This window comes from Brevundimonas vesicularis (assembly GCF_027886425.1).
GTDB classification, from domain to species: domain Bacteria; phylum Pseudomonadota; class Alphaproteobacteria; order Caulobacterales; family Caulobacteraceae; genus Brevundimonas; species Brevundimonas vesicularis_C.
The window spans coordinates 785,271-811,599 of the sequence record NZ_CP115671.1 but is presented as its reverse complement, the minus strand read 5'-3'; the positions used below and the strand labels follow the sequence as shown (position 1 = coordinate 811,599).

The following is a 26,329-nucleotide window of genomic DNA, read 5'->3' as shown; positions in this document are numbered from 1 at the left end:
GTCACTTCACCGCCTCGAACAGCTTGTAGCCGCCCGCCTCGGCGACCAGCCGCACCCGTTTGAACGCCGCGTTCAGCTCGGCCTCATAGGGCAGGTGCCGGTTGGCGACGACCCAGGCGACGCCGCCCTTCTTCAGAAGTTCCGCCGCCTTGCGGATGAAGGCCTGACCCAGCCGACGGTCCTCGGCCCCACCGTCGTGGAAGGGCGGATTGCTGACCACGAAATCCTTGTCGCCCTTGGCCTCCAGGGTGCGGGCATCCGACCACCAGACCTTGGCGCGGTCGTCCTCGATATTGCGGCGAGCGGCCTGGATGGCGCGGCGATCCAGATCGACCATCTTCAGTTTGCTCACGGCGGGCGAGCGCAGCACCACGATCGACAGCGCGCCATAGCCGCAGCCCAGATCGACGCCCTCACCCTTCATCGCCGGCAGATGTTCGGCCAGCAGCGCCGAGCCCGGATCGATCCGGTCCCAGGCGAATATGCCGGGCTGGGACCAGGCTTCCAGTCCCGGCACGATCTGCGGCCCGCCCGCGGCGATGGCCTCGTCCAGCCCCTCGACCGTTTCGGGTCGAATGACGATGCAGCGGCGATGGTGCGCCTTGGCGGTCTCGGCGACGTCGAGGCCGAACGTCTTCAGCTCCTTGCCCAGGCGCGAGCCGCCCTTGTCCTTGGGCGCCATGACGTCCAGCCGTCCGCCGACCTTTAGCGCCTTCAGCGCCAGGGCCAGCACGTAGCGCCGCTCCAGCATGCCGGGGGGGGCGTAGATCATGACGCTGTCAGCCGAGCCGGGGTCCTGCGCCTCAAGCGCAGCTGAGTCCGGGATCAGGGGCGAGGTCTGGGTCGTGTCGCCGGGCGGATCGAAGACGACCGGCGGGCGGCCGTACAGAAGCGTGGTCATGGTCTCAGAACCCCGCCTGCAACAGCACCAATCCCACGACCCCGACCACGATACGCCACCAGGCGAAGACGCCGAAGCCGCGCCTGGACACGAAATCCAGCAGGAACCGCACCACCGCCAGGGCCGAGATGAAGGCCACGACAAAACCCACGACGATCAGGCCGATGTCGCTGAAATCCAGCGTCTTGTGGTTCTTCAACAGGTCATAAGCCACCGCCGCCCCCATGGTGGGCAGGGCCAGAAAGAAGCTGAACTCGGCCGCCGACCGCTTGTCGGTCTTCAGCAGCAGCCCGCCAGCGATGGTGGCGCCGGACCGCGACACGCCGGGGATCATGGCCAGGCACTGGAACAGGCCGATCAGGAAATAGATTCGCATCGGATAGGCCTCGGCGTCCAGCCAGCGGGGCTTCTTGTCCATCCGGTCCAGCAGCAGCAGGATCACCCCGCCGACGATCAGGGCGATGCACACCACCTGCGGCGTCTCGAACAGCACCGTCTTGATGAAGTCATAGGCCAGGAAACCGATCACGACAGCCGGCGCGAAGGCGACCAGCAGCCCGATCAGGAACCGGCGCGCCTCGGCGTCGAAGGGCCAGCGCGTCGCCAGGGTCCACAGCTTCTTGAAGTAAACGCTGACGATGGCCAGCAATGCGCCCAGCTGGATCACGATCTCGAAGGTCTTGCCCGCGCTCTCGAAGCCCATGAAATGGCCCAGCAGCAGCATATGGCCGGTGGACGAGACCGGAATGAACTCGGTCAGCCCCTCGACCAGACCCAGAATAATGGCGGCAAGCCAGTCCGACATGAGACCCTCGAAAACCAATGCGCCCGGAACGCGCCGCGCCCGGATGCCTTCCCCCTAGAGCATGATCGTTTCTGACGGAACGACCCGTTTGGGCCAGCGGTTGGCTTTCAGCCACGATTGCGCGAGAAGAAGCCGATAATGACGACGCCCGCCCCCGCCCCCGCCTCGCTTGACGACGCCCATCTGGCCACGCGCCGCATCACCCGCCTGTCTGTCGGGGTCGCGGTGGTGCTGATCGCGATGAAGGCCTTTGCGCTGGGCGCCTCAGGCTCGGTCTCCATCCTGGCGACCCTGGCGGATTCGGTTCTGGATCTGGCGGCGTCCCTGACCACCTTCTTCGCCGTGCGCTGGGCCGCCGCCCCGGCCGACGAGAACCACCGCTATGGCCATGGCAAGAGCGAGGCCCTGTCCGCATTGGTCCAGGCCGGGCTGGTCTTCGCCTCGGCCATCTTCATCGCCTGGGAGGGGGTGCAGCGCATCTTCGATCCCCGTCCCTTAACCGCAGGCCTGTGGGCGAGCGGGATCGTGGTCGCCACCATCGTCATCACGGCCTGGCTGGTGTGGATGCAGACCCAGGCGCTGAAGAAGACCGGCTCCGTCGCCGTCGCAGGCGACCGCGCCCACTATGCGGCAGACCTTGCCGCCAACGTCGTGGTGCTGGTCGGCGTCATCTCGGGCGCCTTCCTCGGCGCGCCGGGACTGGATGCGGCCGCAGGCATCGTCGTCGCCGTCTGGCTGTTCTGGGGCGCGACCGGCATGTTGAAGGCCGCCGCCGATCACCTGCTCGACCGCGCCGTGCCCGAGGCCGACCGCGCCGCCATCACCAAGGCCGTCCTGGCCGACCCCCAGGTCTTCGGCGTGCACCAGCTGCGCACCCGCATGTCCGGTCAGGTGATGATGATCCAGATGCATGTCGATCTGGACGCGCACCAGACGCTGGACGCGGCCCACGCCATCGTCGTCGCCGCCGAGAACCGGGTGCTGGCCCAGTATCCCGCCGCCGACATCCTGATCCACGCCGACCCGCGCGGTCACGCCCGTCCGCAGCCCGCGATCCCGGCCGCGGCTCCCGCCGACCCGCAAACCGCCCCCGCCCCGACCGGCCCCGCGCCCAAGGGGCCGTGGTCCTGACCTTGCGTCCAATTTCAATGCAGTAAACGCGCATTAACGGGTCCGGGCGCATCACCCTTAGATGGCCGACCCTTGCGTTCTGTTTCACTTCGCCTTCCAGCCCGCCTCGCGCGCCGCGCGACTGGCGTTGGGCGAGGCGCGGATCGCATGGACCGACACCCCGGTCCGTCCGTGGGAAGACGATTGCCCGGTCAACGACTTCAATCCGTCCGGCCTGCCGCCGGTGATCCAGACGATGGATCGCGGCCGTCCGCTGGTGCTGTGCGAACTGCCCGCCATCCTGGGCTGGATCGAGGATCAGCAAAAGGGCCCGCTACTGCTGCCCGCCGACCTCGCCGAACGGGCCGAGGCGCGCCGCCTGACCGGCTGGTTCGAGCGCCGCTTCATGGACGAGGTCGACGCCGTCCTGCTGCACGAGCGGATGGAAAAACCCCTGCTCAAGCTCGGCCCGCCCGAGGCCCGCGCTCTGCGCGACGGGCGCGACGCCCTGAAATCCCACCTCGCCATGCTGGAGGATCTGGTCGCCGCCCGCGATTGGCTGGCCGGCCGCCGCCTGTCCCAGGCCGACCTGATCGCCGCCGCCCACCTGTCGGTGCTGGACTATTTCGGCGAGATCCAGTGGAAGAACTGGCCCGGTCTGAAGACCTGGTACTCCAAGCTCAAATCCCGCCCCTGCTTCCGCCCCCTGCTCGCCGACCGCTTCGTCGGCGTGCCCCCGTCGGCTTGGTACGCGGATCTGGATTTCTAAAGCGCCTCCGCGCTCAACCGGGCGATCCACAGCTTGGCGCGACTGACCAGTTCGTCCTTGCGCCGCATGTCAGAAATGTCTTCCGGCAGGCGGTCCAGCTGTTCGAAGCGGAAATCCTCGGGCGTGTGCGCCTTCCACGCCGCCTGAAGCGACCGATATGGACTGCCGCCGTGGCGCAGCGCGAACCACAGGCCGTTCTGCTCGGTGTCGATGTGGCGGCTCTTGCCGACCCAGGCCTGACCCGTCGCGCTGCAGATCACGGCATAGACCCCGGCGATGGTCGCGCGCTCCTTATATTCGGCGATCAGGCTCTTGCGATTTGTCGGAGTCATGGCGCTCTCTTATTTATCCGGGTACAAATATGACAGACAATTTCATCCGGGTAAATACATGAGTGACGGAGATCGCGATCTGGTCCTGTTCGACGGTCCCCGCCGTATCGCCAGAGGCTCGGACGTCGTAGTGGCTGCCGCCTTCCGCAAGGCCCTGGCGGCCTCGCCTCAAGCCGCGCTGCGCGTGTTCGATCTGGCGACCGGTCGACCGGTCGACCTGGCCCTCCGCGAACAAGAACCGGCTCCGGCTCCAAAGCGCGGCCGTCCGCGTCTGGGCGTCGCCGCGCGCGAGGTCACGCTGTTGCCCCGTCACTGGGACTGGCTGGCGACCCAGCCGGGCGGCGCCTCGGCCGCCCTGCGCCGTCTGGTGGAGCAGGCGCGCAAGACCGGCGCCCACGACGATGCGCGCCGCCGCCGCACCGACGCCGCCTACGGCTTCATGGTCGAGATGGCCGGCGACGCCCCCGACTTCGAAGAGGCCAGCCGCGCCCTGTTCGCGGGCGATCGCGACCGTTTGACCGCCCTGATAGCCCCCTGGCCCACTGACATTCGGGCCGAGATTCTCGAATTGTTCGACGGCGATGCGGCATCCAGCGATTGACAAAGACGTCTCTCAGCCACTGCGTGCAAATGAGACTTCATGCTATCCCCCGCCTCGTGTCCGACCGCCTGAAAACCTTCATCCGCCAGCGCGCGGCCGAGCTGGGCTTCGATGTCTGCCGGTTCGCCTCGGCGGCCGACGCCTGGCCGGCGGGCGAGCGGCTGCGGCGTTTCGTGGACGAAGGCCGGCATGGCGACATGGAATGGATGGAAACGACGCTGGATCGCCGCCAGCATCCGACCGCCATGTGGGACGAGGCCAGGACCGCCATCGTCCTGGGCATGAACTACGGCCCCGATGAGAACCCGCTGGATCAGCTGGCTGACCGTTCGGCCGGCTACATCTCGGTCTATGCGCGCGGCGACGACTATCACGAGGTCATCAAGGGCCGGCTGAAACAGCTGGCCGGCCAGATCGCCGCCCGCAACGGCGCGGACATCAAGGTCTTCGTCGACACCGCCCCCCTTATGGAAAAGCCGTTGGCCCAGCGCGCCGGCCTGGGTTGGCAGGGCAAGCACACCAATCTGCTCAGCCGCACCCATGGCAACTGGCTGTTCCTGGGGACCATACTGACCGCCGCCGAGATCGAGCCGGACACGGCCGAGACCGAACACTGCGGCCGCTGCACCGCCTGTCTCGACGCCTGTCCGACCAAGGCCTTTCCCGCCCCGTTCCAGCTCGACGCCCGGCGCTGCCTGTCCTACCTGACCATCGAGTTCGCGGGCCCTTGGCCGGTCGAGTTCCGCACCCTGACCGGATCGCGCATCTATGGCTGCGACGACTGTCTGGCGGTCTGCCCGTGGAACAAGTTCGCCCAGGAAGCGCGTGAGATCAGGCTTTTGCCGCGTGAGGCTTTTGAAAGCCCGCGCCTGCACGACCTGCTGGCGCTGGACGAGGCCGCCTTCCGCGCCCTGTTCACCAAGAGCCCGGTCAAACGGATCGGCCGTGACCGCTTCCTGCGAAACGTCCTCTACGCCGTCGGCAACTCGGACGACGCCTCCCTGATCGCCCCGACGAAAGCCCTACTGGCCGACCCCTCGCCCCTGGTGCGCGGCGCGGCGGTTTGGGCCCTGTCGCAACTGACGCCGCCCGACGACTTCGCGGCCCTGGCCAAGGCGACGACCGAGACCGACCCCGCAGTCATGACCGAGTGGCGGAGCGCTTGAAGTCTCCGTCCCGCTTCGCAGCGAGAGGCGGATTGCGTGAGGGTCACCCCATGGCCGTGCCGACGCCCGATCCGCCGCCGGGCACCTTGGCCACGTCGAGCAGCTTCAGGCGGAAGATCAGCACGGAGTTGGCGGGGATCTTGGGATTACCCTGCTCGCCATAGCCTAGCTCGGGCGGGACATAGAGCAGCCATTCGTCGCCGACGCGCATCTTCTGCAGCGCCTCGGTCCAGCCCTTGACCACCTCCTCGGGCGTGAACACCGCCGGCGCCCCGCGCGCGAAGGAACTGTCGAACACGCTGTTGTCGACCAGCTTGCCCTCGTAATCGACCTTGACCAGGTCGTTGCGGTCCGGGCTGACGCCGCCGGCCGGTCCCGCCTGCACCACCTTGTATTGCAGGCCGCTGGGCAGGGTCTGGACGCCCTCCTCCTTGGCGTTCTTGGCCATGAAGGCGGCCGCCTCGGCCTTGCCCGCGTTCGGATCAACCGGCTCGGCCTGGCCGCAGCCCGCCAGCAGCACCGCAGCGAGCAGAGCCGCCTTACCCCATCCGAAGTTCATAGCCGCGTTCCTTCAAGGCCTCGCCGATCTCGTCGGCGTGGGCGCTATCGCGCGTTTCGACCATGATGTCGAACTCGGCGCCCTTGGCCGGCACGTCCAGCGCCAAGCGGTTGTGGACCACGTCGATGATGTTGCCGCCCAGGCCGCCGATCACCGCCGCCATGGCCGACAACATGCCCGGCCGGTCGTCGCCCAGGATGCGATAGACGATCAATCTCCGCTCACGGACCATCTCGCGGTTCAAGACGACCGCCAGCATCCGCGCATCGATGTTGCCGCCGCACAGTTCCAGCCCGACCTTCATCCCCTTGAACCGCTCGGGATAAGCCAGAAGCGCCGCCAGACCGCCCGCGCCGGCGCCTTCGGACACGGTCTTCTCATAGGTGACATAGGTGGCGACGGCCCGTTCGAAGTCGGCCTCCTCGCAGACGAAGACCTCGTCCACCAATGGGTCGGCCAGGGCGAAGGGAATGTCGCCCACGGCCTTGATGGCGATGCCCTCGGCGATGGTCTGGCCGGTGCAGACCGGCGGCTTGCCCGCCCGTTTGGCGGTGAAGGACGGATAGCGGACGGCCTCCACGCCGAAGACCTTGATGTCCGGCTTCATCGCCTTGGCCGCGATGGCGCAGCCCGCAATCAGCCCGCCGCCGCCGATGGGGATGATCAGGGCCTCGACCTCGGGCGCATCCTCCAGAAGCTCTATCGCGCAGACGCCCTGACCCGCCACGATGCCTTCGTCGTCGAAGGCCGAGACGAAGACATAGCCCTTTTCGGCTTCCAGCCGCTTGGCCGCCTCGGTCGAGCCGGTGAAGTCCAGCCCTTCGATCACCACGGTCGCGCCGTGCGAGCGGGTGCCGTTGATCTTGGCGAAGGGCGTGCCCTCGGGCATCACGATGGTCACCGGCACGCCCAGCCGTCCGCCGTGATAGGCCAGGGCCTGGGCGTGGTTGCCGGCGCTGGCGGCCACCACGCCGCGCTTCATCTCCTCGGGGCTCAGCATCAGCAGCCGGTTCAGGGCCCCGCGCTCCTTGAAGCTGCCGGTGAATGCCGTGTCGAACTTCACCCAGACCTCGGCCCCCGTCAGCTGCGACAGCTTCCTGGAATAGCGGGTCGGGGTGCGGTCGACCGCGCCGGCGATCCGGGTGCGCGCGGCTTGGATATCGGCGAAGGTGACGGTCATGCGGGACGTTTCCGAGCTGTCGCGCCTCGACGACTGGGCGCGTTGTCGGGCCTGTTTCGCGCGTTGTCGGGTCCGGGTCCAGAGGGGGAATCTTGAGCGTGGAAGTCGCCCGGCTTGTCGTGCGATAGTGGGGAAAGTCGTCCCCCACGACCCCGAAATCCCGGAGGAAGCCCCATGTCGATCCGTTCGTTCGCCGCCCCTGGCCTGGCTCTCGCCCTGACCGCCGCAGCCCTCTCCGCCTGTGCGCCGACCGCCGGCGGCGGCCTGCCGAACGGGGGCCCGGCAGCGTTCAACGAGGCCGATTTCGGCTGGTCCCAGATGCCCGGCCGCAACAGCATTCAGGGCCAGATCGCCTTCGCCCGGGACGGCAAGGCCTTCGATTGCGTCGCCAGCGTCGGCCTGACGCCAGACACCCCCTACACGCGCGCCCGCATTCGCACCCTGTACGGTTCGACCCAGCGCGCAGCCGTGCCTGCCGCCGTCGTCCGCGCCCGCACCGTCGCCGACGCCAACGCCGACTATCGCAACTATGTCCGCTCCGAGCGGTGCGAGAACGGCCGTTTCCGATTCGACGGCCTGCCGGACGGCGGCTGGTTCCTGATCGTGCCGGTCACCTCGGGCGACGCGCCCTTGGTGCTGATGCAGTCGGTGCAGACGCGTGGCGGCCGGGCCGTCTCCGTCACCCTGTGACCCGCACGCCCCTTCTCACGAAGATGCGACCCCGGTAACGCGGATCGCCATCTTCTGACCACGAGCGCCCCGGACTGATCGCTGCTTCTGTGCGAGAGTTCGGGGAGCTTTTTTCTTGTCCCAACACAATATCATAGGATCCGAGGCCTTTACGCGAGGGCCGTCGGTCATCATCCGCAAGTACAAGGCGGGCGGCATGCGGCGTCGCCGGTCCAAGACCATCGCCACCTTCATCGCCGGCGCGGGCGCCATGCTGGTGGTGGGCGCCGTCGCCGTCGCCGCCGTCTATGGCCCCGCCCTGGCGGGCGGCTGACATTGCGGGCTGGCCGTCAGGCCAGCCACACCATCATGCGCGTATCGGCCTCGGCCCGACGCGCCCGGCTCCACGCCCGGCGCGTCTCGCCGGTGTAGAGGAAGCCCGCCTTTTCCAGCACGCGGCCAGAGGCCGGATTGTCGGCGAAATGCCCGGCGACCAGCGCCCGGCGCTTCCACTTGCGGCTGGCCCACACCAGGGCGGCGTCCAGCGCCTCGGTGGCGAAGCCCCGACCCCAGTATTCACGCCCGATCCAGTAGCCGGTTTCCGGCACCCGGTCCTCGCCCTCGAACAGGCCGATGACGCCGATGGGCCCCACGTCCTCATGGTCGATGACAAAGGTGTTGGCTCGCCTGGGATCCTGCGAGGCGACCTGCAGCACGAAGTCGTCGGCGTCGCGCATCTGGAACGGATGCGGCATCCGCTTGGTCATGCGCGCGATGTCCAGGTCATTGGCCAGGGCGGCGATGCGCGGCGCATCCTGGGGCGCGGGCGCGCGCAGGATCAGGCGCCGGGTCTCGACGACAGGAGCGGTTTCGATGACGCACATGGGCGTTGCCTCGGATTGTCGACCATCTCCTTGAAGGGCTCGGACGGTCTTCGAGGCGGGGAAACGCAAACGGGGAGCCTGGTGATCCAGACTCCCCGCGGATTATCATCCCTGGTCCGGATCGGCTGCTGGCAGGAGCAACGCGATCCGGGAAGGTCCAGACTGCGTTACTCGGCGGCCATCGCCTGAGCGGCGTCGTCGTTGGCCGCGAGGATCGACACATAACAACGGCCACCACGTTTGGTGGTGAATTTCACAGCGCCGTTCGTCAGAGCGAACAGGGTGTGGTCGCGGCCCATGCCCATGTTCTCACCGGCGTGGAAGGTGGTGCCGCGTTGGCGCACGATGATGTTGCCGGCCAGCACGCGCTCGCCGCCATACTTCTTCACGCCAAGGCGCTTCGACTCAGAGTCGCGACCGTTACGCGACGAACCACCGGATTTCTTGTGAGCCATCTTGCCGCTCCGTACTTTCTTGGTGCGCTACCGGCCTTTCGGCCTACTTGAGCGCGTCCGTAACTTAGGTCTGGCGCCGAGGCGCCGGTGAATGTCTTAGGCTTCGTCGCCGGCGGCTTCAGCCTTGGGCGCAGCCTTCTTCTTAGCCGGGGCCTTCTTGGCGGGAGCCGAGCTCTCGACCACGACGCCCTTGACCTCAGCGCCGTCCACGTCGGTCACGACCGTCTCGGTCGAACCCAGCGAGGAGGTGGTGTCACGAGCGGCCAGGTTGCGAGCGCGCAGGTTGATCTCGGCCTTGGTGGTCAGATCGACCTTGCCATCCCACTTGGCGGTCTCGCCGGCGCCTTCGATGCCGGTGATGCGCAGGACCGATTCCATCTGGCGATGGCCGTTCGTGCGGCGATAGCCCTGGCGACGGGTCTTCTTGAAGATCTTGATCTTCTCACCCTTGCGGGTCTCGACCAGGGTGGCACCGACGAAGGCGCCGTCGATCAGGGGGGCGCCCAGGGTCACGCCCTTGTCGCCGCCCAGCATCAGGACGCTGTCGAACTTCAGCTCAGCGCCGGCGTCGCCGTCGAGCTTTTCGACGACGATGGTGTCGCCCGGTTGGACCCGGTACTGCTTGCCGCCGGTCTTGATCACCGCGTACATGTTGAAGCCTCAGCGCAAACGCAAAAAAAGATACGCCCCCGGAGAGGGCCCCGGCGGCGAAGAGCGGCGACATATACGGAAGGGTGTCGGAGAGTCAACGCCGAACCGGGCGGAAATTCAGCCCCGGACGGATTATCCCCGCTGTCGCCGCGCCTGGAACTCAGTCGAGGGCGCAGATGTCCGGCAGGCCCCTCAGCGTGCCGGCGTGGTCCAGGCCATAACCGACCAGGAAGCGATTCGGCGCCTCCCAGCCGACGAAGTCCGGCTCGGGCGCGCGGGGCTTGGGCCAGGGCTTCCTGGCGAAGACGCAGGTCAGGACTTCGGACGCGCCGGCGTCCTTGGCGATACGCACCGCTTCGGCCAGCGACAGGCCGGTATCGAACACGTCGTCCAGTATCAGGACGCGGCGGCCCGCGATCGGGCGCTGGAACGGCGCATAGACGTCGATCCGGCCCCGGCTGGTCTGCTCGTCGCCGTAGGAGGCCAGCCACAGGGCGTCGAAACGGACGTTGCGGCCGACGCGCGACAGGGCGCGGGTCAGGTCGGCGGCGAACCACAGGCCGCCGGTCAGCAGCACGGCGGCGACCGTATCGTCGTCGATGACGGGCGCGATGCGCTGGGCCAGGTCGGCGACGATGCGCGCCACCTCGGACTCGGACAGAAGAACGGTCGGCGTCGGGGAGGGATCAGCCATGATGCGAGGCCGATACCGCCTCACCATGCCCCTTGTCCACAGCCCCGACCGGTCGCGCGTCGATCGGCGCGGCCGTGTTCGGCGCCTCGGCGCCGGGCGCCGTCGCCGAGCGCAGTCCCTGCGAGGTTTCGGCGGCGGGCTGCGCTGCGTGCGCGGGCGCGGCCTTCGCATCATGTCCGCCGTGTTCAGCTGGGGGTTTGGCAGGCGCCGGGCTGGCCGGCGCGAAGTCGACGCCGATCCCGGCCCCGTGGCCGCCCGGATCGGGGATCAGGGCGGCGAAGCCCTGGACCTTGCCCGGCAGGACCGGCGCCGCGTCGATCTTTACGATCTTGAACCCGACCTCGGCGCCGGCGGCGTCCAGCAGGGCCACGCGAATCGGCGGCGAGACGATCTCTACGTCGCGCACATTGCGGATGGCGCCGGACACCACGACCATGCCGGGATGGTTCGGCGCAGCCTTGGCCGTGAGGGCTTCGAAGTCCAACCCGACCGGATTGACCGGCGCGCCGAAGAATTTGTAGGCCGAAGCGGCTCGGGGGAAGGCCTGAACGATCTCGACACGGAACAGGAAGGCCGAAACGATCAGGCCGATGAAGACGCTGGCCAGACCCGCCCAGATCACGCCCTGGGTGGCGGCGCGGCGCAGCTTCTTCTGGCGATCGGCGCGAGCGCGGAACGCCCGGGGCAACTCCGGCGCCGGCGTTTCGGCCAGGCTGGCGGCGGTCGGTGCGGGATCGGGTTCGGGCGGGGTTGCAGGCGTGGCGGCGGCGGCGACCGCCGGGTCGGGCGCCAAGGTCAGTTCCAGCGGCTCGTCGGGCGTGGCGCGCCAGACTTCGCCGCACGATTGGCAGCGCACCTTGCGGCCTTCGGGGCCTACGGCTTCGTCACGAATGAAATAGCTGGTGGCGCAGGCGGGGCAGGTCAGTATCATGTGGCTGACTGCGAGGCTGTCGCCCCCTCCCGTAAGGCGCGACGCCGCGCCCTGTTCCTGAAACACATACCATGCCGTCCTCGCCTGCCGAACCCGCCGCTATGACCGAGACCGTTCGCCTGTCCGGCGTCGGCTTCGGCTATGTCGGCGCGCCCGACGTGCTGCGGGACGTTAACCTCATTTTGCCGCGCGGCTCTTTCCACTTTCTTACCGGGCCGTCCGGGGCCGGAAAGTCTTCGCTGCTGCGTCTGCTGACGCTGGCGGACCAACCCCGAACGGGAACCCTCCGCCTGTTCGGATCGGATGTCACGCGCATCGATCGTCGCGACATCCCGGCCTTTCGGCGGCGGATGGGCGTGGTGTTCCAAGATTTCCGCCTGCTGGATCATCTGTCGGCCTTCGACAACGTCGCCCTACCCTTGCGGCTCGCGGGCGGATCCGAAGCCGAGTACGCCGACGACGTGCGCGAGATGCTGAAATGGGTAGGCCTAGGTCGCCGGATGGACGCTCGCCCCCCCGCCCTGTCCGGCGGCGAGAAGCAGCGCCTGGCCATCGCCCGCGCCGTCATCACTCGCCCCGGCCTGATCGTGGCCGACGAACCGACCGGCAGCGTGGACGCCGTGATGGCTGACAAGCTGCTGCGGCTGTTCCAGTCGCTGAACAAACTGGGCGCCACCGTCCTGATCGCCAGCCATGACGAGGCCCTAGCCCAGCGGTCGGGCGCGCGCGTCTTGAGGCTGGAGGCCGGACGGCTCAGCGAACCCTCGCGGGTCGCCGCATGATCCGTCTGTCCGATTTTAGTCTCTCCAGCCGCCGGCCTGGCCTGCTGCCGCCCGCCGCAGCCGGCGAGCCGTGGCTGATGACCGTCATCGCCGTCCTGTGCTTTTTGGCCTGCCTCGCCGCCGTCGCCGCCTCGGCCGCCGACCGCGCCGCGCACGGCTGGGCCCGACAGCTGGGCGCCGAGGCCACCGTGCAGGTCCGTCCCCGCGTCGGCGAAACCGGCGACACCGCCGCCGCCCGCGCGGCCGAGACCCTGTCCGGCGTCGATGGAGTAGAGGAGGCCGCCGCTCTGAGCCGCAAGGCGGCCGAAGATCTGCTGCGCCCCTGGCTGGGCGACGCAGTCCTGCCCGATCTGCCCCTGCCCCATCTGGTGACCGTGCGGCTGAACCGCGACGCCCCCGCCAGCGCCGTCACCCTGAGCCGCGCCTTGGCCGAGGCCGGGCTGGACGCTACGGTGGACGATCACAGCCTGTGGCGCGGCGAGGTCGAGCGGTCGGCCGGCATGATCACGGTTCTGGCCGGCGCCGCCTTCCTGGCCGTCGCCTTCGCGGCGGCCGCCGCTATCGCCTATGCGACCCGGGCGGGCCTGGCGGCCGGTCAAGGCGTGATCGAGACCCTGAGCTTGAACGGCGCGACCGACGGGGCCATCGCCTGGCTGTTCCAGCGGCGGTTCGGTCTGATGGCGGCCGGCGCGGGCGCGATCGGCGCCGGGCTGGCGGCGGTCCTTCTGATCCTCCTGCGGTTCATCGGCGGATCGGGCGGCCTGACGGCGGCCCTGCCGATCAGCTGGAGCGACCTGGCGTTGCTCTCGCCTTGCCCGCTGCTCGCGGCTACGGTTGCGGTTCTCGCGGCGAGATTCGCCGCCATGCGAATGCTGGCTTCAGGACGGCCGACAGAGGGAGGGGGCGCATGAGACTGTTGAGCGTCATCTTCATCGCCGGTCTGATCTGGCTGGTCGGCCTGTTCGCCTTCGCCCACCGGGTGCGCGAGCTGACGCCAGCCGACGACCCCGCCCGCGCCGACGCCATCGTGGCCCTGACCGGTCCGTCGTCCGAGCGGGTCAACACCGCCATCCGCCTGTTGGAACAGGGCAAGGGCGAACGGGTGCTGATCTCCGGCGTCAATCGCGAGGTGCGCCGTCAGGAGCTGCGCGAGCTGACGCCCGGCTCCAGCCGTCTGTTCAACTGCTGCGTCGACCTGGGCTTCGAGGCCGAGGACACCGTCGGCAACGCTCAGGAGATCGCCGCCTGGAGCCGCGCCAAGGGCTATCGCAGCCTGATCGTCGTGACCTCCGACTATCATATGCCGCGTTCGCTGGTCGAAATCCGGGGCCAGCTGCCGGGCGTGAAACTGACGCCCTACGCCATCTCCACCCCGTCGCTGGACAATGCGCGCTGGTGGCGGGCGGCGGTGACCGCGCGTCGGATGACGCTGGAATATATGAAATACCTCGCCGTCCTGGGCCGTGAGGGCGTGCGCCGCATCACCCGCGACCGGCCCGCCGCCGTACCGGCCGAGAGCGAAACCGCCCCTGACGAAAAGGCCGCGTCCTAAGTGAACACCCTGCGTTCCCTGATCTTCACCGCCTGGCTCTATTTGTCGATGCCGATCATCGCCATCGGCCTGTCGCCGGTCCTGCTGCTGCCGCACCGCTATGTGCAGGGCGTGTGCAAGCTGTGGGCGAAGATCGTCCTGTTCGGCCTGCGCTGGATCGCGGGGGTGAAGGTCGAGGTGCGCGGGTTGGAGCACGCCCCGTCCGGCGCCGCCCTAATCGCGTCCAAACACCAGGGGATGCTGGACATCGTGGCCCTGCTGGCCGTCCTGCCCGACGCCTGTTTCGTGATGAAGAAGGAGCTGATGCCCCTGCCTTTCTTCGGCTGGTTCGCCTGGAAGGCCAAGATGATCGCCGTGGATCGCGCGGGCCACGCCAAGGCGCTGAAAGACATGACGCGACAGGCGCGCGACCGCCTGTCCGAAGGCCGCCAGATCGTCATCTTCCCCGAGGGCACTCGCAACGATCCGGGCGTGCCGGGCGACTACAAGCCCGGCGTCGCCGCAATCTATCGCGATCTGGAAGGCCCCTGCTGGCCCGTCGCCACCAACTCCGGCGTCCACTGGCCGGCTCATGGTTTCCGCCGGTATCCCGGCACGGTCGTGTTCGAATTCCTTGAGCCGATCCCGGCCCAGCTGAAGCGCGGGGCCATGATGGCGTTGCTGGAAAGTCGCATAGAGACGGCGTCGTTGGCGCTGCTGGAGCCAAAGGCCCAGCTTGCGCATTCTGAACCGGCCTGACCTCCCCGCTCGGGCGCCACCCATGGAAACGCCCGATGCTTCGTCCCCTTCTGCTCTCCGTCGCCTTCGCCGCCGTCGCCGGCTCCGCTCTGGCCCAGTCGCAACCGTATGAGCAGATCCGGCCCGCCCCCCAGAACTGGACCGTCGATCTCGGCGCGGGCGTCCTTTATCGCAACGACTCCAACGGCGACACGGGCTCCAAGACAACGGTCGCCCCGTGGGTTTCGGCCAACTATCGCGACCTAGTCTATCTGAACCCGATCGACGGCCTGGGCTGGAACGCGATCAAGACCGACGACTTCCGCGCCGGCCTGCAACTGCGCCCGCGCTTTTCGGCCGATGATATCGAAGGCCTGACGCTGGATCGTCCGGGCTTCGGCGCCGACCTGGCCGCCTACGCCTACAAGCGTCTGCCCGGCAATGTGGTGGTCGGCGGTCGGATCAGCCGCGACGTGTCCGACGTCAGCGAGGGCACGGAATACTATGCCTCCGTCGGTCATCAGCGCGTGACGTCGGTCGGCCTGCTGAACGCCTCGGTCTATGTGCGCGGCGGCGATTCCAAACTGGCCGATGCCTACTATGGCGTCAGCACCGCCGAGGCGGCCGCCAACGGCATCAGCGCTTATTCCCCCGGCGGCGGCCTGCAGGGCGCGGGCGCCAGCCTGGTCCTGCTGGTCCCGATCGGCGACAAATGGGGTGCGGGCGGCCTGATCAACTACGAACGCCGCCTGGGCGACGTGGCCGACAGCCCCCTGTCGCAGAGCGACGACGCCGTCCGCACCGGCGTCTTCATCGCCCGTCGCTTCGGCGGCTGATAGCAAGGCGGCGGCTGCGGATGCGGCCGCCGCTTCTTGCCCTTTGATCAGGTGGCCGCGAACTCACTCAGCGCGTCGATGACGGCGCGGTTCTGGTCTTCGGTGCCGATGGTGATGCGCAGGGCTTGCGGCAGGCCATAGCCGCCGACGGGGCGGACGATGATGCCCTTGGTGTTCAGATAGTCGTTGGCGGCGGCGGCGCGCTTGGCGCTGTCGAACAGCACCAGCACGAAATTGCCGGCGCTGGGCAGGACGTTCAGCCCAAAGCCGCGCAGGGCCTGGGTCAGGCGCGGCTTCCAGTTCGAGATCAGATCGCGCGACGCCGTCTGGTGCGCCTCGTCCGACAGCGCGGCCGTTGCGGCCTCAAGCCCCGGCACCGAGACGTTGAACGGCAGTCGAATCCGGTCGATGGCTTCGGCGACCTTCAGCGGCGCATAGCCGAAACCGATACGCAAACCGCCCAGGCCGTGGATCTTGGAGAAGGTGCGGGTGACGACGATGTTCTCGGCGTCCTTGGCCAGCGGGAAGGCGGTCTCCCAGTCGGCCTCGGTCACATATTCCGCATAGGCCTCGTCCACGACCAGGATGATGTGGGCCGGCAGGGCGGCGTGCAGGCGGCGGATTTCCTCGCCCGTATTGTAGCTGCCGGTCGGGTTCGACGGGTTGGAGACATAGACGATCTTGGTGCGTTCATCGATCTGGGCCAGGAGCGCGTCGACCTCGGCCTTGAAGTTCGGCTCGGGCGCCAGCTTGACCTGGGCTTCGCAGCCCAGGGCGCTGATGCGGTAGGCGAGAAAGCCGTACTGGCCGCAGACGATGTTGTCGCCCGCCGTCAGATAGGTCTGGTTCAACAGGGCGAAGACCTCGTCCGAGCCGTTGCCGAAGATCAGCCGTTCAGGCTCCAACCCGTGCAGTTCCGACACCGCGTTCCGCAGCTTGGTCGCCCGGCCGTCGGGATAGATGTGGATATTCTTGATCGCCGCCTCATAGGCCGCACGCGCCTTTTCGCCCGCGCCCAGCATGTTCTCGTTGGACGACAGCTTCATCGGTTCGGCGACGCCGGCGATGGACGACTTGCCGCCGACATAGGGGGCGATGTCGAGGATGCCGGGCTTGGGGGCAGGGCCGTGTGGCGCGGTCGCGTCGGTCATGGAAAGCCTTGATCTCAGAAGATGGGGGCGGCGCCGATCACGCCGCTCATTCGTCCGGGCGCGCTCTTCAGCCGCCCGTCGTCGACCTGCACATAGCCCGTCAGCATGAACAGCTTCAACCCGCCCGCCGCCGCCAGCGGATCGGCGACCAGTCCCGCGTCGCCCAGGGCGTCCACGATCTTGGTCTCGGACCAGCCGCTGTCGGTGACCCAGAAGCTGCGGTCTTCGCCCGTGGGGCCGGACATCTCTTTGGACACGACGAACGCCTGAGGTCGGCCGCGCCGATCGTCCGGCAGGGCGGCGACGATCTTCAGTTCGGGCCGCGCCAGCAGGCGGCCCCACCACGGCCGGTCGGGCGACAGGTCGATCACGGCGCGCGAGCCCGCCTCGGCCGCCTTCAACGCCTCGTCGGCGGACAGGGGCCGCGACCGCAGGCCATAGCGGTCCGTCGCCAGGGCCTGGGCTACGCCGCCACAGACGACCAGCGCAGGTCCGGTCGCCACCTCGATCCGTCCCCACACCGCCTTGGCCGCCGCAGCCTCATCGGCCGAGGCGCCGTCCAGCAGCTGACGCAGGGCGATGGCCGATGCGTCGGCCCGGTCGCGCGGACCGGCGGCGACCCGCGCCCGCACCGCCTCGACCAAAGCGCGATCCAGCGCCAGCAGGGCGTCGTCGGCTTCGGGTTCGTCCAGCAGCGCCATCAGAACAGCTTGGGCGCCGGGGCCAGCGGGAAGGGGCCGAGCCAGGTGCGGCCGTCGCGGAAAACCAGCGTCAGAGGCAACTGCTCCTGGCCCGTGGCCTCGGCCGCGCCCGCTGCTGCAGCGGCCCCGGCCGCGCCGATCCGGTTCACCGGCCCCTGACGCGTCGCCATCAGTCCGGCCAGGGCGGGCAGAGGCTTCTGCGCCTGAAGCTGGACCTGGCCGGTCAGCCGGCCGTTCGCATCGGCTCGCAACACGTCGCTGGAGAGGGTTGCGCGGCTGTCGCCGGCCTGCAGATCGCCGCGCACATTGCGGAACGTCCCGCCCGCCTTGGTCCAGGCCGAGAAGACGCCCGCCGCATCGCCGCCGGTCTTCAGCAGGCTGGCCTGGCCGATCTCGGCCTCCAGCTGGGTCGTCAGGCGGCTGTCCTGGGCGAAGCCTTCGACGGGGCCGTCCGCCCGCCCCTGCCCGTCCACCAGGCCAAACATGACATCGACGTCGTCGGTCGGCGCGGTCGAGCCCTCCAGATGCGGCCGAGCATAGAATTCGATCCGCGCGGCGCGGGCGATGGGGAAGGGTTCGGCGCCGGTCTGGGCCGTGAAGACCGGATTGACCATCTCCAGCGCCAGATTGGGCCAGCGCTGATCGATGCCGCTCGCGCTCATGCGGATGGCGTCGCCCTTGACCGCGACCTCGCCCTTGCCGGCGCGGGTCAGCATCAGGCCTTGCGGAGCAACAACCACCCATTTGGTCGGCTGATAGGCGTTGGCCTCTGCGGTCAGTTCGGTCGCCTTGACCGCATGGCCCGACGGCGCCTGAACGATCAGGTTCGTCAAGGCCACATGGGTGCGAAACGGCCAGCCGTTGATGGATTTGTCGGCGAAGCGGATGTCCCAGCCGTCCTGACGCAGGGTCTGGACCTGGGCCTCCAGCCGCGTATCGATCTGGCGCGTCAGGAAGATCCACCATCCGGTCCAGGCCGCCAGCGCGATCAGCACCAGGATGAAGGGCGCATACAGGCCCTTGCGGCTGTGTCGCTTGGTCGTCGAGGCGTCGGTCATGCCGGACCTATAGCGCGCTGCACCTCGCCCTTCTAGGCGGTCAGGTCGGCCAGCACCGCCTTCGCCGCCCGCCGCGCATCCTCCGGCGCCAGGCCCAGCAGCAGCCCCCGCTGACCGCCGTTGATCAGGACCTGATCGAACAGAATGGCGGTTTCGTCCATCGCAGTGGGCACGGCCTTTCGCTGGCCGAACGGGCTGACCCCGCCGACCTTGTAGCCGGTCAGCCGTTCGGCGTCGGCCGGCTTCATCATCTGGCCCGACTTGGCTCCCAGCACCGCCGCCAGCTTCTTCATGCTGACCTCGCAGTCGGACGGCACGATGACGCAGGCCGGAGCCCCGTCGACCAGGACCATCAGCGTCTTGAACACCTGCTCAGGCGCCACGCCCAACGCCTCGGCGGCCTGCAATCCCACGCGCGGCGCGTCGGGATCATAGTCGTAGGGAAACAGAGAGAAGGCGACGCCGGCCTTGGTCAGGACGACGGTGGCGGGCGTGGTCTTGGACATCCTACGTCGTCTCGGGATTCAGGAAACTGCGGGTCAGTTCGACCGCATCGGCCAAGCCCATGCGCTGGACCTCGGTCCCGGGCGGCAGGCTGGCGAACAGGCGGGTGGGGGTGGCGGCGTCCAGCATCAGGAACACCCCCTTGTCGTCGCCGCGCCGGATCAGCCGACCGAACGCCTGGGCGATGCGGGCGCGGGCCAGGGCATCGTCATAACCCTTGCCGCCCAGCCGTTCGCGCCGCGCCTTGTGCAGCAGGTCTGGGCGCGGCCACGGCACGCGGTCGAAGGCCAGCACCCGCAAGGAGCGACCCGGCACATCCACCCCGTCGCGCACGGCGTCGGTGCCCAAGAGGCACGAGTTCTCCTCGACCCGGAACATATCCACCAGCGCCCCGACCTCCAGCGGATCGACGTGCTGGGCATACAGGGGCACGCCCGACTTTGCCAGATCGGGCCCCAGCCGCTCATAAACCGCCTTCAATCGGCGAATGGCGGTGAACAGGCCCAGCCCCCCGCCGCCCGCCGCCAGGAACAGCTCGCGCATCGCCGCCGCCGTCTGGCGCGGATCGTCCTTGACCAGATCGTTGACGACGATGACCCGGCTGTTGGCCGCATAGTCGAACGGGCTCTCGACCTTCAGGGTGCGAGGCGGCTCGATCAGGCGGGCCGATCCGGTCCGCATCCGCGCCAGGTCGAACGGGTCTTCCTGCAACGGATCGGACAGGGTGGCGGAGGTTACCAACACGCCGTGCGACGGCACGATCACGGCGGCCTCCAGCGGAACGGTCGGGTCGATCCAGTGGCGGCGCAGCGCCACGTCGTGGATGCGGCCGAACGCGGTCTCGGCCGACAGCCAATCGACGAAGTCGGGATCGGGCTGATCGCTCCCATCTTCCAGCGCCGCCAGCATCGACCGCCATCCCGGCAGGGTCATGCGCGCGCGCCGATCCAGACCGCGCAAAGCGCCCTCGATGCGGGACCGCTGCGACCCATCCAACTCGGCCGCCTCGTCGTCGAGGATGTCTTCCAGATGCCGCGACAAGGCCAGCAGCGGCGCCTCGATAGCGGCCAAAGCCTGCGCCGCCGCTCGCGCCGTCTCGGCCACCGGATCCGTCACGGGCTTTAGCGCGCACTCCATGCCGAACTCGGGCCCGCCATAGGTGTTTGTCTCGGCCGTGCGCGCCCGAAGTTGATCAAGTGCGGCGGCCAGGAAGGCCTCGATCGGGCCGATCGGATTGACCTCGCCGGAGGCTGGCGCAACGCGGCCCGATACGCCTTCCCCCGGCAGGGCGGCCGAGGCGCGGATGGCGTCCTGCAGCGCCTTCATCGCCGCCTCATTGTCGTTGACCATGTCGCCCAGCCGCTGTTCCAGCCCGCGCCCGCGACGCCCCCGCCCCTCCGGCCCGCGGATCCAGCGGCGCAGCTCAGCCGCCTCCTGGCCCGACAGGCAGGCGGAAAAGGCGCTGTCGGCGGCGTCGAACAGGTGGTGGCCCTCGTCGAAGACGATCCGCTTCAGCGCCGCCGTCTCACCGTCTTGCTTCTGGCCCCGCGCCGAGCGCGCCCCGTCGAACGCCGCCTGGGTCAAAACGAGGGCGTGGTTGGCGATGACCAGATCCGCACGGCGGCTGGCGCGGATCGTCTTTTCGACGAAACAGGCGCGGTAGTGCGGGCAGGCGGCGTGGACGCACTCGCCGCGCCGATCCACCAAATTGGGGGCTCCCGCCGCATGGGCCGCCGGCATGGCGAACAGGCCGGGCAGCCAGCCAGGAAAGTCCCCGCCCGTCATGTCGCCGTCGCGCGTATGCAGGGCCCAACGCCCGGCCAGCGCCAGGCCGATCAGGTCGCCATTCCCCAACTGGGCCGCCTGCACCATGTCCTGCAGATTAAGGACGCACAGATAGTTCTCGCGCCCCTTGCGGATCACCGCCTTCTTCTTGCGCTCGACCGAATCGGGCCACAGCGAATGGCTTTCACGGTCGATCTGGCGTTGCAGCGCGCGGGTATAGGTCGAGATCCAGGCCGCTCCCTGGTTCCGTTCGGCCCACAGGGAGGCGGGCGCCAGATAGCCCAGAGTCTTGCCCGTGCCGGTCCCCGCCTCGGCCAGCAGCATGCGGGGCCGCCCCTCTTCGTTCCTCGGCGAAAAGGCGAAGGCGGCTTCGGCGGCGTAGTCCGATTGGGTCGGCCGCGTCTCGTCCAGTCCCGAAGCCTGAAGCAGTTTTTCCAGCCGGATGCGCGCGCTCTCGCTGTCGACCGGGGCCGATCCCGCCTCGCCGCGCGGCGCATCGTCCTCCCATTCGGTCAGGCGCGACCAGACATCCATCCCGGACCCGCGATGCTGGCGCGCCCGTACGCCGCCGGCCTCCAGCGCCTGAACCACCCGCTCGCCCCAGGCCCAGCCCGCCCGCTGCATCGTCAGCGCCAGAACATAGGCCGCCTCGCGCTCAGCATAGGCCGGATCGGCCAGTTCGCGCAGCAGCAGCCCCGCCGCCTCTCTCAGGGCCGCCGCCTGTTCCTCCGCCGACTTCGGCTCGGCCAGACCCAGCGACAGCGCCAAGCCCGTCGGCGACGGCGCACAGAAGCGCGCCGGCCGCACGAAGGCGTAAAGCTCCAGCACATCCATCAACTCAGTCGATCGCGGCGGCGGCGTCAGCCCCAGCCGGCGCGCCGTCAGCGACGCATGCGCCACCATCACCGGCCCGGTGCTGAAGAACCCCTCGGCCGCCCCGCGCCCGATCTTCCGGGCCCCCGCCTCATCGCATACCGCCCCTGCGCCCGGCGGCGTGGCGAGCGCCGGCGGCAAGTCCGCCCACGGCTGGGCGCCGGTCAGGCGGGCTTGGGAAATGACGGATTCGTCGGACACGTCCGATAGATAGCGAGCCTGGGGCTGAAACGGAACGGGAACATGCTATATCCCGTCCGTGACGACCGCCGCCGCTCCCGCAACGCTTCCGCCCTTGTTCGCCGACTGGTTCGAGTCGCGCGGCTGGTCGCCCCGGCGGCATCAGCTGGAGATGGTGGCGGCGGGGCAGGCCGGCCGCCACGCCCTGCTGGTCGCGCCCACCGGCGGGGGCAAGACGCTGGCGGGGTTTCTGCCCAGTCTGATCGAGTTGGCCGAGCGCGGACCGAAGCCGACGACTGGGCCGGGGTCGGGGGTGCATACGCTTTATCTGTCGCCGCTGAAGGCCCTGACCACGGACGTCGAGCGCAATCTGATGACCCCGATCCGCGATATCGGGCTGAACATCCACGTCGAGACGCGCACCGGCGACACCAAACAGTCCAAACGCCAGCGACAGCGCGACTTTCCGCCCGACATCCTGCTGACCACGCCCGAGCAGCTGGCCCTGTTCTGCGCCTGGGAGGGCGCCCGGTCCTATTTCGCCGATCTGAAATGCGTCGTTCTGGACGAGGTCCATGCGATCTGGAGCGGCAAGCGCGGGGACCTGCTGTCTCTGGGTTTGGGGAGACTGCAGAGCTTCGCCCCAGACATGCGCCGGGTGGGTCTGAGCGCGACCATCGAGGATCCCGATCTGATCCGGGGATGGCTCAGTCCCTCGCCCGGCGCCGCTGACGTGGCCTTGGTCCGCGGCGACCCCGGGGCGCCGGCGGTCATCGACGTGCTGATTTCAGAGGGCAAGGTCCCTTGGGCCGGCCACACCGGCCAGCACGCAATTCCAGAGGTCTATGCCGCCATCCAGCGTTCGACCCTGGCCCTGATCTTCGTCAACACCCGCTGGCAGTCGGAGTTCGTGTTCCAGCAGCTCTGGGCCATCAATGACGATAATCTGCCCATCGGCCTGCACCACGGCTCGCTGGCGGCCGAGCAGCGGCGCAAGATCGAGGCGGCCATGGCGCGCGGCGACCTCAGGGCCGTGGTCTGCACATCGACGCTGGATCTGGGCATCGACTGGGGCGACGTGGATCTGGTCATCCAGATGGCGGCGCCCAAGGGCTCCAGCCGCCTGGTCCAGCGCATCGGCCGCGCCAATCACCGGCTGGACGAACCGTCGCGCGCGCTTTTGGTGCCCGCCAGCCGGTTCGAGATGCTGGAGTGCCAGGCGGCGCGCGAGGCCGTCGCCGACAACGCCTTCGACTGGGAGCCGGTCCATATCGGCACGCTCGACACCCTGGCCCAGCACGTCATGGGCGTCGCCTGTTCCGAGCCGTTCGACATGCAGGTCCTGTATGACGAGGTCACCGGTTGCGGACCCTATCGCGCACTGACCTGGGAGCAGTTCGAGGAGGTGGTCGATTTCGTCGCCACCGGCAGCTATGCGCTGCGCACCTATGACCGGTTCGCCCGCATAGTGCGCACGCAAGACGGCCGCTGGAAGGTCCGAAACCAGCATATCGCCCAGCGCCACCGCATGAACGTCGGGGCCATCGTCTCGGCCGGAACGCTGAATGTCCGCGTCGCCAGCCGTCGCGGCGGCGCCTCGCGCCAGCTGATCGGCGGCCGCAAGGTGGGCGAGGCCGAGGAGTGGTATTTCGAACAGCTGACACCCGGCGACACCTTCCAGTTCGCCGGCCAGACCTGGGCGTTTCAGGGCATCACCGGGACCGACGCTCTGGTCACCCACGCCAATGACAGCGACCCCAAGATTCCGTCGTGGGGCGGATCGAAGTTCCCGCTGTCGACCTCGCTGGCCGACCGGGTGCGCACCATGATCCATGATCGCGATCACTGGCGCGTCCTGCCGCCCGACGTGCAGGAATGGCTGGAGTTGCAGGAAACCCGCTCGGTCATTCCCGACGCCGAATCCATGCTGGTCGAAACCTTTCCGCGCGGCAGCCGGCATTTCCTTGTGGCCTATCCGTTCGAGGGCAATCTGGCCCACACCACCCTGTGCATGCTGCTGACCCGGCGGCTGGACCGGATGGGCGTCGGGCCGCTGGGGTTTGTCGTGACCGACTATTCGCTGGCGATCTGGTCGATCAAGCCGATGGACACGATCGATCTGGACGCCCTGTTCCAGCCGGACATGCTGGGCGACGATCTGGAAGCCTGGCTGGAGGAAAGCTTCATGATGAAGCGATCCTTCCGCAATTGCGCCCTGATCTCGGGCTTGATCGAACGTCGCCAGCCCGGCGCCGAAAAGACCGGCCGGCAGGTGACCTTCTCCACCGACCTGATCTACGACGTGCTGCGCCGCCACCAACCCGACCATCTGCTGCTGAAGACCGCCCGCGCCGACGCCGCGTCCCGACTGCTGGACGTGGCGCGCCTGGGCCAGATGTTGGCGCGCATCGAGGGGCGTATCCGCCATCAGCCTCTGAACCGCGCCTCGCCCTTCTGCGTGCCCGTGCTGGTCCAGATCGGACGCGAAAGGGTCAGCGGAGACGCCGCCGAAATGATTCTGGACGAAAGCGCCGACCTACTGATCGCCGAGGTCATGGACGACGCCGAGCCGCCCAGCCAGTCTGGGGCCGCCGCATGAACGCCGCCCTGCGCCAGACCCTGTCCCCAGCCCGCAAGATCTGCGGTTCGCTGAGCGTGCGGATCGCGGGCGAGGCCTGCGTGCTGCGCTGTTCCGGCGCGATGTGGGTTCCGGCACACCGCACCCTGATCGTCGCAGACCTGCATCTGGAAAAGGGCTCTGCCTTCGCGGTGCGCGGCCAACTTCTGCCGCCCTATGACAGCCGCGCCACGCTGGACAGGCTGGAAGCCGAGATCGTCGAACTGAACCCGGCCGTGGTCGTGCTGCTGGGCGACAGCTTCCATGACACCAAGGCCATTCCCCGCATGGCGGCCGACGACCGGGCGCGGCTGGACCGGCTGGCGGCCGGGCGCGACTGGCTGTGGCTGGAAGGCAATCACGACCGCGAGGCCCTGAATCGCAGCATGGCTCGCGATGCGGACACGGCGTCCCGCCTGCCCGGCCGGATCGTCGGCGATATGATCCTCGGCGCGTTGCGCCTGACCCACGAGCCGGAGGCGCTGACGGCCGACGAGGACCGGCGCGGCGAGGTCGCGGGCCACCTGCATCCCGCCGCCAAGATCGCCGCCTATGGGCGCGGCGTGCGCCGTCCTTGCTTCGTCACGGACGGATCGCGGATCGTCCTGCCGGCCTTCGGGGCCTTCACCGGCGGACTGAACGTGCTCGATCCCGCCATCGCCGACCTGTTCGCCGCCCCTCCTATGGCCGCCGCCCTGGGACGAGACCGTGTCCACGCTCTGGATTGGGCGATCCTGCGATAAGTTGTTCGTAAAGCGTTCAGCACGTCGCTTCACCGCATCTTGGCGGACGGCGATGCAGGATGACGGCGGATCAAGGTTACGGACACCCGCCTCATGCTCACGCCCCGCCGCATCGTTATGGCCGCCCGCCTCGGCTTCGCCCTGGCGGCGCTGGGCATGGCCGTCCTGATGCTGGGACCGTTCCAGGGTCTGGAACAGGTCTTCGGGCTGAACGACAAGGCCGCCCACGTCATCGCCTTCTATGGCGTGGCCAGCGGCCTGTTCCTGATCGCGCCGAACCAGCGCCGCGACGACCTGGCCCTCTATGTCATCGCCGCCGCCTTCGGCGCCGAATTGCTTCAGGGCCTGACCGGCCGCAGCGTCTCCGTCATCGATTTCCTGGCGGGCGCGGCCGGCGTCGTCGCCGCCTGGGCGCCCGGCCGGATCGAACAGTTGCGCCAAGCCTTCCGCCGCCATCCGGACATGACCCTGGCCGAAATCGATCGGCTGGATCGCCGCCTGCGCCGTCGCCGCGCCGAAACCAGCCGCCCGGGCGTCGCCGTCCTGCGCCCCTAGGGCTCCAGCTCGATGTCCCAATAGAGGTAGTCCAGCCAGCTCTGGTGCAGATAGTGCGGCGGGAAGCGTCGGCCGGCGTCCTGAAGCTGCCAGGCGTTGGGGCGATAGGGTTCGCGGCGGATCGGCATCATGGCCTGGCGCGGCGTTCGCCCGCCCTTGGCCAAGTTGCAGGGGCTGCAGGCCGCGACGATATTGTCCCAGGTCGTGCGTCCGCCCTGTGAGCGCGGGATGACGTGGTCGAAGGTCAACTCAGCCGACTGACCGCAGTACTGACAGGCGAAACCGTCGCGCAGAAAGACGTTGAAGCGGGTGAAGGCGGGGCTGCGGTCCTGATCTACATAGCTGCGCAGCGCAATCACGCTGGGAAGCTGCATCTCCATCGACGGCGAGCGGACGACCTTGTCATACAGGGACACCACGTCCACGCGGTCCTGATAGACCGCCTTGACCGCCTCCTCCCACGGCCACAGCGACAGCGGATAATAGGACAGCGGCCGGAAGTCGGCGTTCAACACCAGGGCGGGGAAGCCGGAGGGTGGTCGATGGAGAACCTGCATCAGGCCCTCCC

Annotated in this window: 30 protein-coding genes; 14 read left to right on the top strand and 16 right to left on the bottom strand. The window is 68.6% G+C overall.

All coding sequences use genetic code 11. From position 1 onward, the window contains the following. Position 1 precedes the first annotated feature (1 nt). Together PFY01_RS04065 and PFY01_RS04060 are read right to left on the bottom strand one after the other, a co-directional pair. Positions 2–901 carry a class I SAM-dependent methyltransferase gene (locus PFY01_RS04065; RefSeq protein WP_271042521.1) on the bottom strand — a complete coding sequence of 300 codons (900 nt, stop codon included), beginning with the start codon at positions 899–901 and terminating at the stop codon, positions 2–4. Positions 902–905: 4 nt separating this feature from the next. After that, positions 906–1,706, bottom strand: a complete 801-nt coding sequence (locus tag PFY01_RS04060; RefSeq protein WP_091750590.1) for an undecaprenyl-diphosphate phosphatase — start codon at positions 1,704–1,706, stop codon at positions 906–908. Between the two features lie 138 nt (positions 1,707–1,844). On the opposite strand from PFY01_RS04060, the gene PFY01_RS04055 reads away from it, so the two are divergent. Continuing rightward, positions 1,845–2,837, top strand: coding sequence for a cation diffusion facilitator family transporter (locus PFY01_RS04055; protein ID WP_271042520.1), 993 nt, complete (start codon positions 1,845–1,847; stop codon positions 2,835–2,837). A 61-nt stretch (positions 2,838–2,898) separates the two neighbouring features. Beyond that, positions 2,899–3,585: a glutathione S-transferase family protein gene (locus PFY01_RS04050; RefSeq protein WP_271042519.1), complete on the top strand. Its 687-nt coding sequence runs from the start codon at positions 2,899–2,901 to the stop codon at positions 3,583–3,585. Here PFY01_RS04050 and PFY01_RS04045 read toward each other — a convergent pair. After that, positions 3,582–3,917, bottom strand: a complete 336-nt coding sequence (locus PFY01_RS04045; protein ID WP_271042518.1) for a GIY-YIG nuclease family protein — start codon at positions 3,915–3,917, stop codon at positions 3,582–3,584. The genes PFY01_RS04050 and PFY01_RS04045 overlap by 4 nt on opposite strands. Positions 3,918–3,975: 58 nt before the next feature. On the opposite strand from PFY01_RS04045, the gene PFY01_RS04040 reads away from it, so the two are divergent. Next, positions 3,976–4,518 carry a DUF2239 family protein gene (locus tag PFY01_RS04040; RefSeq protein WP_271042517.1) on the top strand — a complete coding sequence of 181 codons (543 nt, stop codon included), beginning with the start codon at positions 3,976–3,978 and terminating at the stop codon, positions 4,516–4,518. Between the two features lie 29 nt (positions 4,519–4,547). Then, positions 4,548–5,684 (top strand): tRNA epoxyqueuosine(34) reductase QueG, encoded by a 1,137-nt coding sequence (gene queG / locus PFY01_RS04035; RefSeq protein ID WP_271042516.1) that lies wholly within the window; start codon positions 4,548–4,550, stop codon positions 5,682–5,684. 43 nt (positions 5,685–5,727) lie between these two features. Here queG and PFY01_RS04030 read toward each other — a convergent pair whose 3' ends face one another. Beyond that, entirely contained in the window at positions 5,728–6,243 is a 516-nt protein-coding gene (locus PFY01_RS04030; RefSeq protein WP_165115226.1) for an FKBP-type peptidyl-prolyl cis-trans isomerase, read from the bottom strand. Continuing rightward, positions 6,224–7,423, bottom strand: a complete 1,200-nt coding sequence (locus PFY01_RS04025) for a threonine ammonia-lyase (protein WP_271042515.1) — start codon at positions 7,421–7,423, stop codon at positions 6,224–6,226. The genes PFY01_RS04030 and PFY01_RS04025 overlap by 20 nt, the downstream gene beginning before the upstream one ends. A gap of 174 nt (positions 7,424–7,597) precedes the next feature. On the opposite strand from PFY01_RS04025, the gene PFY01_RS04020 reads away from it, so the two are divergent. Both PFY01_RS04020 and PFY01_RS04015 read left to right on the top strand, forming a co-directional pair. Continuing rightward, positions 7,598–8,113, top strand: coding sequence for a hypothetical protein (locus PFY01_RS04020; RefSeq protein WP_165115222.1), 516 nt, complete (start codon positions 7,598–7,600; stop codon positions 8,111–8,113). Between the two features lie 115 nt (positions 8,114–8,228). Beyond that, entirely contained in the window at positions 8,229–8,426 is a 198-nt protein-coding gene (locus tag PFY01_RS04015; protein ID WP_039244035.1) for a hypothetical protein, read from the top strand. A gap of 16 nt (positions 8,427–8,442) precedes the next feature. Here PFY01_RS04015 and PFY01_RS04010 read toward each other — a convergent pair whose 3' ends face one another. The 5 genes from PFY01_RS04010 to PFY01_RS03990 all read right to left on the bottom strand — a co-directional run bounded on the left by PFY01_RS04010 (position 8,443) and on the right by PFY01_RS03990 (position 11,707). Then, positions 8,443–8,976 (bottom strand): GNAT family N-acetyltransferase, encoded by a 534-nt coding sequence (locus PFY01_RS04010; protein WP_271042514.1) that lies wholly within the window; start codon positions 8,974–8,976, stop codon positions 8,443–8,445. A gap of 167 nt (positions 8,977–9,143) precedes the next feature. Next, entirely contained in the window at positions 9,144–9,431 is a 288-nt protein-coding gene (gene rpmA / locus PFY01_RS04005; protein WP_039244031.1) for a 50S ribosomal protein L27, read from the bottom strand. A 96-nt stretch (positions 9,432–9,527) separates the two neighbouring features. Further along, positions 9,528–10,082, bottom strand: a complete 555-nt coding sequence (rplU, locus tag PFY01_RS04000; RefSeq protein ID WP_271042513.1) for a 50S ribosomal protein L21 — start codon at positions 10,080–10,082, stop codon at positions 9,528–9,530. Positions 10,083–10,242: 160 nt separating this feature from the next. Continuing rightward, positions 10,243–10,776: a phosphoribosyltransferase gene (locus PFY01_RS03995; RefSeq protein WP_271042512.1), complete on the bottom strand. Its 534-nt coding sequence runs from the start codon at positions 10,774–10,776 to the stop codon at positions 10,243–10,245. Beyond that, positions 10,769–11,707: an MJ0042-type zinc finger domain-containing protein gene (locus PFY01_RS03990; protein ID WP_205682452.1), complete on the bottom strand. Its 939-nt coding sequence runs from the start codon at positions 11,705–11,707 to the stop codon at positions 10,769–10,771. The genes PFY01_RS03995 and PFY01_RS03990 overlap by 8 nt, the downstream gene beginning before the upstream one ends. Positions 11,708–11,778: 71 nt before the next feature. Here PFY01_RS03990 and PFY01_RS03985 point away from each other — a divergent pair, with 71 nt between their 5' ends. From PFY01_RS03985 to PFY01_RS03965, 5 genes are read left to right on the top strand one after another with little or no spacing between them, the layout of a single operon-like run. Next, on the top strand, positions 11,779–12,489 hold the full coding sequence (locus PFY01_RS03985; protein ID WP_271042511.1) for a cell division ATP-binding protein FtsE: 711 nt from the start codon (positions 11,779–11,781) through the stop codon (positions 12,487–12,489). Continuing rightward, the gene (locus tag PFY01_RS03980; RefSeq protein ID WP_084375396.1) at positions 12,486–13,400 is read left to right on the top strand and encodes a cell division protein FtsX; all 915 of its coding nucleotides are present in this window, start codon (positions 12,486–12,488) and stop codon (positions 13,398–13,400) included. The genes PFY01_RS03985 and PFY01_RS03980 overlap by 4 nt, the downstream gene beginning before the upstream one ends. Further along, complete coding sequence (locus PFY01_RS03975) at positions 13,397–14,041, top strand: YdcF family protein (protein WP_066627937.1); 645 nt, start codon at positions 13,397–13,399, stop codon at positions 14,039–14,041. The genes PFY01_RS03980 and PFY01_RS03975 overlap by 4 nt, the downstream gene beginning before the upstream one ends. Then, a complete protein-coding gene (locus PFY01_RS03970) occupies positions 14,042–14,779 on the top strand; it encodes a lysophospholipid acyltransferase family protein (protein WP_066552743.1) in 738 nt (245 codons plus the stop codon). A gap of 35 nt (positions 14,780–14,814) precedes the next feature. Beyond that, positions 14,815–15,594, top strand: a complete 780-nt coding sequence (locus tag PFY01_RS03965) for a MipA/OmpV family protein (protein ID WP_112863418.1) — start codon at positions 14,815–14,817, stop codon at positions 15,592–15,594. Between the two features lie 47 nt (positions 15,595–15,641). Here the strand turns inward: PFY01_RS03965 and hisC are convergent, their stop codons facing one another. From hisC to PFY01_RS03940, 5 genes are read right to left on the bottom strand one after another with little or no spacing between them, the layout of a single operon-like run. After that, the gene (gene hisC / locus PFY01_RS03960; RefSeq protein WP_112863417.1) at positions 15,642–16,745 is read right to left on the bottom strand and encodes a histidinol-phosphate transaminase; all 1,104 of its coding nucleotides are present in this window, start codon (positions 16,743–16,745) and stop codon (positions 15,642–15,644) included. A gap of 14 nt (positions 16,746–16,759) precedes the next feature. Further along, positions 16,760–17,446 (bottom strand): hypothetical protein, encoded by a 687-nt coding sequence (locus tag PFY01_RS03955; protein WP_271042510.1) that lies wholly within the window; start codon positions 17,444–17,446, stop codon positions 16,760–16,762. Continuing rightward, positions 17,446–18,504, bottom strand: a complete 1,059-nt coding sequence (locus PFY01_RS03950) for a DUF2125 domain-containing protein (RefSeq protein ID WP_271042509.1) — start codon at positions 18,502–18,504, stop codon at positions 17,446–17,448. Before PFY01_RS03950 ends, PFY01_RS03955 begins: the two co-directional genes overlap by 1 nt. 32 nt (positions 18,505–18,536) lie before the next feature. Then, positions 18,537–19,010 carry a Cys-tRNA(Pro) deacylase gene (ybaK, locus tag PFY01_RS03945; protein ID WP_271042508.1) on the bottom strand — a complete coding sequence of 158 codons (474 nt, stop codon included), beginning with the start codon at positions 19,008–19,010 and terminating at the stop codon, positions 18,537–18,539. A 1-nt stretch (position 19,011) separates the two neighbouring features. Then, positions 19,012–21,867, bottom strand: coding sequence for an ATP-dependent DNA helicase (locus PFY01_RS03940; RefSeq protein WP_271042507.1), 2,856 nt, complete (start codon positions 21,865–21,867; stop codon positions 19,012–19,014). Between the two features lie 151 nt (positions 21,868–22,018). On the opposite strand from PFY01_RS03940, the gene PFY01_RS03935 reads away from it, so the two are divergent. The 3 genes from PFY01_RS03935 to PFY01_RS03925 all read left to right on the top strand — a co-directional run bounded on the left by PFY01_RS03935 (position 22,019) and on the right by PFY01_RS03925 (position 25,761). Further along, positions 22,019–24,445, top strand: coding sequence for a ligase-associated DNA damage response DEXH box helicase (locus tag PFY01_RS03935; RefSeq protein WP_420197060.1), 2,427 nt, complete (start codon positions 22,019–22,021; stop codon positions 24,443–24,445). After that, the gene (pdeM, locus tag PFY01_RS03930; protein WP_271042505.1) at positions 24,442–25,206 is read left to right on the top strand and encodes a ligase-associated DNA damage response endonuclease PdeM; all 765 of its coding nucleotides are present in this window, start codon (positions 24,442–24,444) and stop codon (positions 25,204–25,206) included. The genes PFY01_RS03935 and pdeM overlap by 4 nt, the downstream gene beginning before the upstream one ends. Before the next feature lie 93 nt (positions 25,207–25,299). Further along, complete coding sequence (locus PFY01_RS03925; protein WP_271042504.1) at positions 25,300–25,761, top strand: hypothetical protein; 462 nt, start codon at positions 25,300–25,302, stop codon at positions 25,759–25,761. Here PFY01_RS03925 and PFY01_RS03920 read toward each other — a convergent pair. Further along, a complete protein-coding gene (locus PFY01_RS03920; RefSeq protein ID WP_026108602.1) occupies positions 25,758–26,318 on the bottom strand; it encodes an HNH endonuclease in 561 nt (186 codons plus the stop codon). The genes PFY01_RS03925 and PFY01_RS03920 overlap by 4 nt on opposite strands. Positions 26,319–26,329 lie beyond the last annotated feature (11 nt).

Bases quoted from the DNA above. Each gene is read 5' to 3' on its own strand.
- PFY01_RS04010 (WP_271042514.1), bottom strand. From the start codon at position 8,976: ATGTGCGTCATCGAAACCGCTCCTGTCGTCGAGACCCGGCGCCTGATC.
- PFY01_RS03920 (WP_026108602.1), bottom strand. From the start codon at position 26,318: ATGCAGGTTCTCCATCGACCACCCTCCGGCTTCCCCGCCCTGGTGTTG.
- PFY01_RS04055 (WP_271042520.1), top strand. From the start codon at position 1,845: ATGACGACGCCCGCCCCCGCCCCCGCCTCGCTTGACGACGCCCATCTG.
- PFY01_RS03985 (WP_271042511.1), top strand. From the start codon at position 11,779: ATGCCGTCCTCGCCTGCCGAACCCGCCGCTATGACCGAGACCGTTCGC.
- hisC (WP_112863417.1), bottom strand. From the start codon at position 16,745: ATGACCGACGCGACCGCGCCACACGGCCCTGCCCCCAAGCCCGGCATC.
- PFY01_RS04060 (WP_091750590.1), bottom strand. From the start codon at position 1,706: ATGTCGGACTGGCTTGCCGCCATTATTCTGGGTCTGGTCGAGGGGCTG.
- PFY01_RS03980 (WP_084375396.1), top strand. From the start codon at position 12,486: ATGATCCGTCTGTCCGATTTTAGTCTCTCCAGCCGCCGGCCTGGCCTG.
- PFY01_RS03975 (WP_066627937.1), top strand. From the start codon at position 13,397: ATGAGACTGTTGAGCGTCATCTTCATCGCCGGTCTGATCTGGCTGGTC.
- PFY01_RS03935 (WP_420197060.1), top strand. From the start codon at position 22,019: ATGGTGGCGGCGGGGCAGGCCGGCCGCCACGCCCTGCTGGTCGCGCCC.
- PFY01_RS03925 (WP_271042504.1), top strand. From the start codon at position 25,300: ATGCTCACGCCCCGCCGCATCGTTATGGCCGCCCGCCTCGGCTTCGCC.
- PFY01_RS03965 (WP_112863418.1), top strand. From the start codon at position 14,815: ATGCTTCGTCCCCTTCTGCTCTCCGTCGCCTTCGCCGCCGTCGCCGGC.
- ybaK (WP_271042508.1), bottom strand. From the start codon at position 19,010: ATGTCCAAGACCACGCCCGCCACCGTCGTCCTGACCAAGGCCGGCGTC.
- PFY01_RS03950 (WP_271042509.1), bottom strand. From the start codon at position 18,504: ATGACCGACGCCTCGACGACCAAGCGACACAGCCGCAAGGGCCTGTAT.
- PFY01_RS03995 (WP_271042512.1), bottom strand. From the start codon at position 10,776: ATGGCTGATCCCTCCCCGACGCCGACCGTTCTTCTGTCCGAGTCCGAG.
- PFY01_RS03990 (WP_205682452.1), bottom strand. From the start codon at position 11,707: ATGATACTGACCTGCCCCGCCTGCGCCACCAGCTATTTCATTCGTGAC.
- PFY01_RS04040 (WP_271042517.1), top strand. From the start codon at position 3,976: ATGAGTGACGGAGATCGCGATCTGGTCCTGTTCGACGGTCCCCGCCGT.
- PFY01_RS04045 (WP_271042518.1), bottom strand. From the start codon at position 3,917: ATGACTCCGACAAATCGCAAGAGCCTGATCGCCGAATATAAGGAGCGC.
- PFY01_RS04065 (WP_271042521.1), bottom strand. From the start codon at position 901: ATGACCACGCTTCTGTACGGCCGCCCGCCGGTCGTCTTCGATCCGCCC.
- PFY01_RS04050 (WP_271042519.1), top strand. From the start codon at position 2,899: ATGGCCGACCCTTGCGTTCTGTTTCACTTCGCCTTCCAGCCCGCCTCG.
- PFY01_RS04025 (WP_271042515.1), bottom strand. From the start codon at position 7,423: ATGACCGTCACCTTCGCCGATATCCAAGCCGCGCGCACCCGGATCGCC.
- pdeM (WP_271042505.1), top strand. From the start codon at position 24,442: ATGAACGCCGCCCTGCGCCAGACCCTGTCCCCAGCCCGCAAGATCTGC.
- PFY01_RS03955 (WP_271042510.1), bottom strand. From the start codon at position 17,446: ATGGCGCTGCTGGACGAACCCGAAGCCGACGACGCCCTGCTGGCGCTG.
- rplU (WP_271042513.1), bottom strand. From the start codon at position 10,082: ATGTACGCGGTGATCAAGACCGGCGGCAAGCAGTACCGGGTCCAACCG.
- rpmA (WP_039244031.1), bottom strand. From the start codon at position 9,431: ATGGCTCACAAGAAATCCGGTGGTTCGTCGCGTAACGGTCGCGACTCT.
- queG (WP_271042516.1), top strand. From the start codon at position 4,548: ATGAGACTTCATGCTATCCCCCGCCTCGTGTCCGACCGCCTGAAAACC.
- PFY01_RS04020 (WP_165115222.1), top strand. From the start codon at position 7,598: ATGTCGATCCGTTCGTTCGCCGCCCCTGGCCTGGCTCTCGCCCTGACC.
- PFY01_RS04030 (WP_165115226.1), bottom strand. From the start codon at position 6,243: ATGAACTTCGGATGGGGTAAGGCGGCTCTGCTCGCTGCGGTGCTGCTG.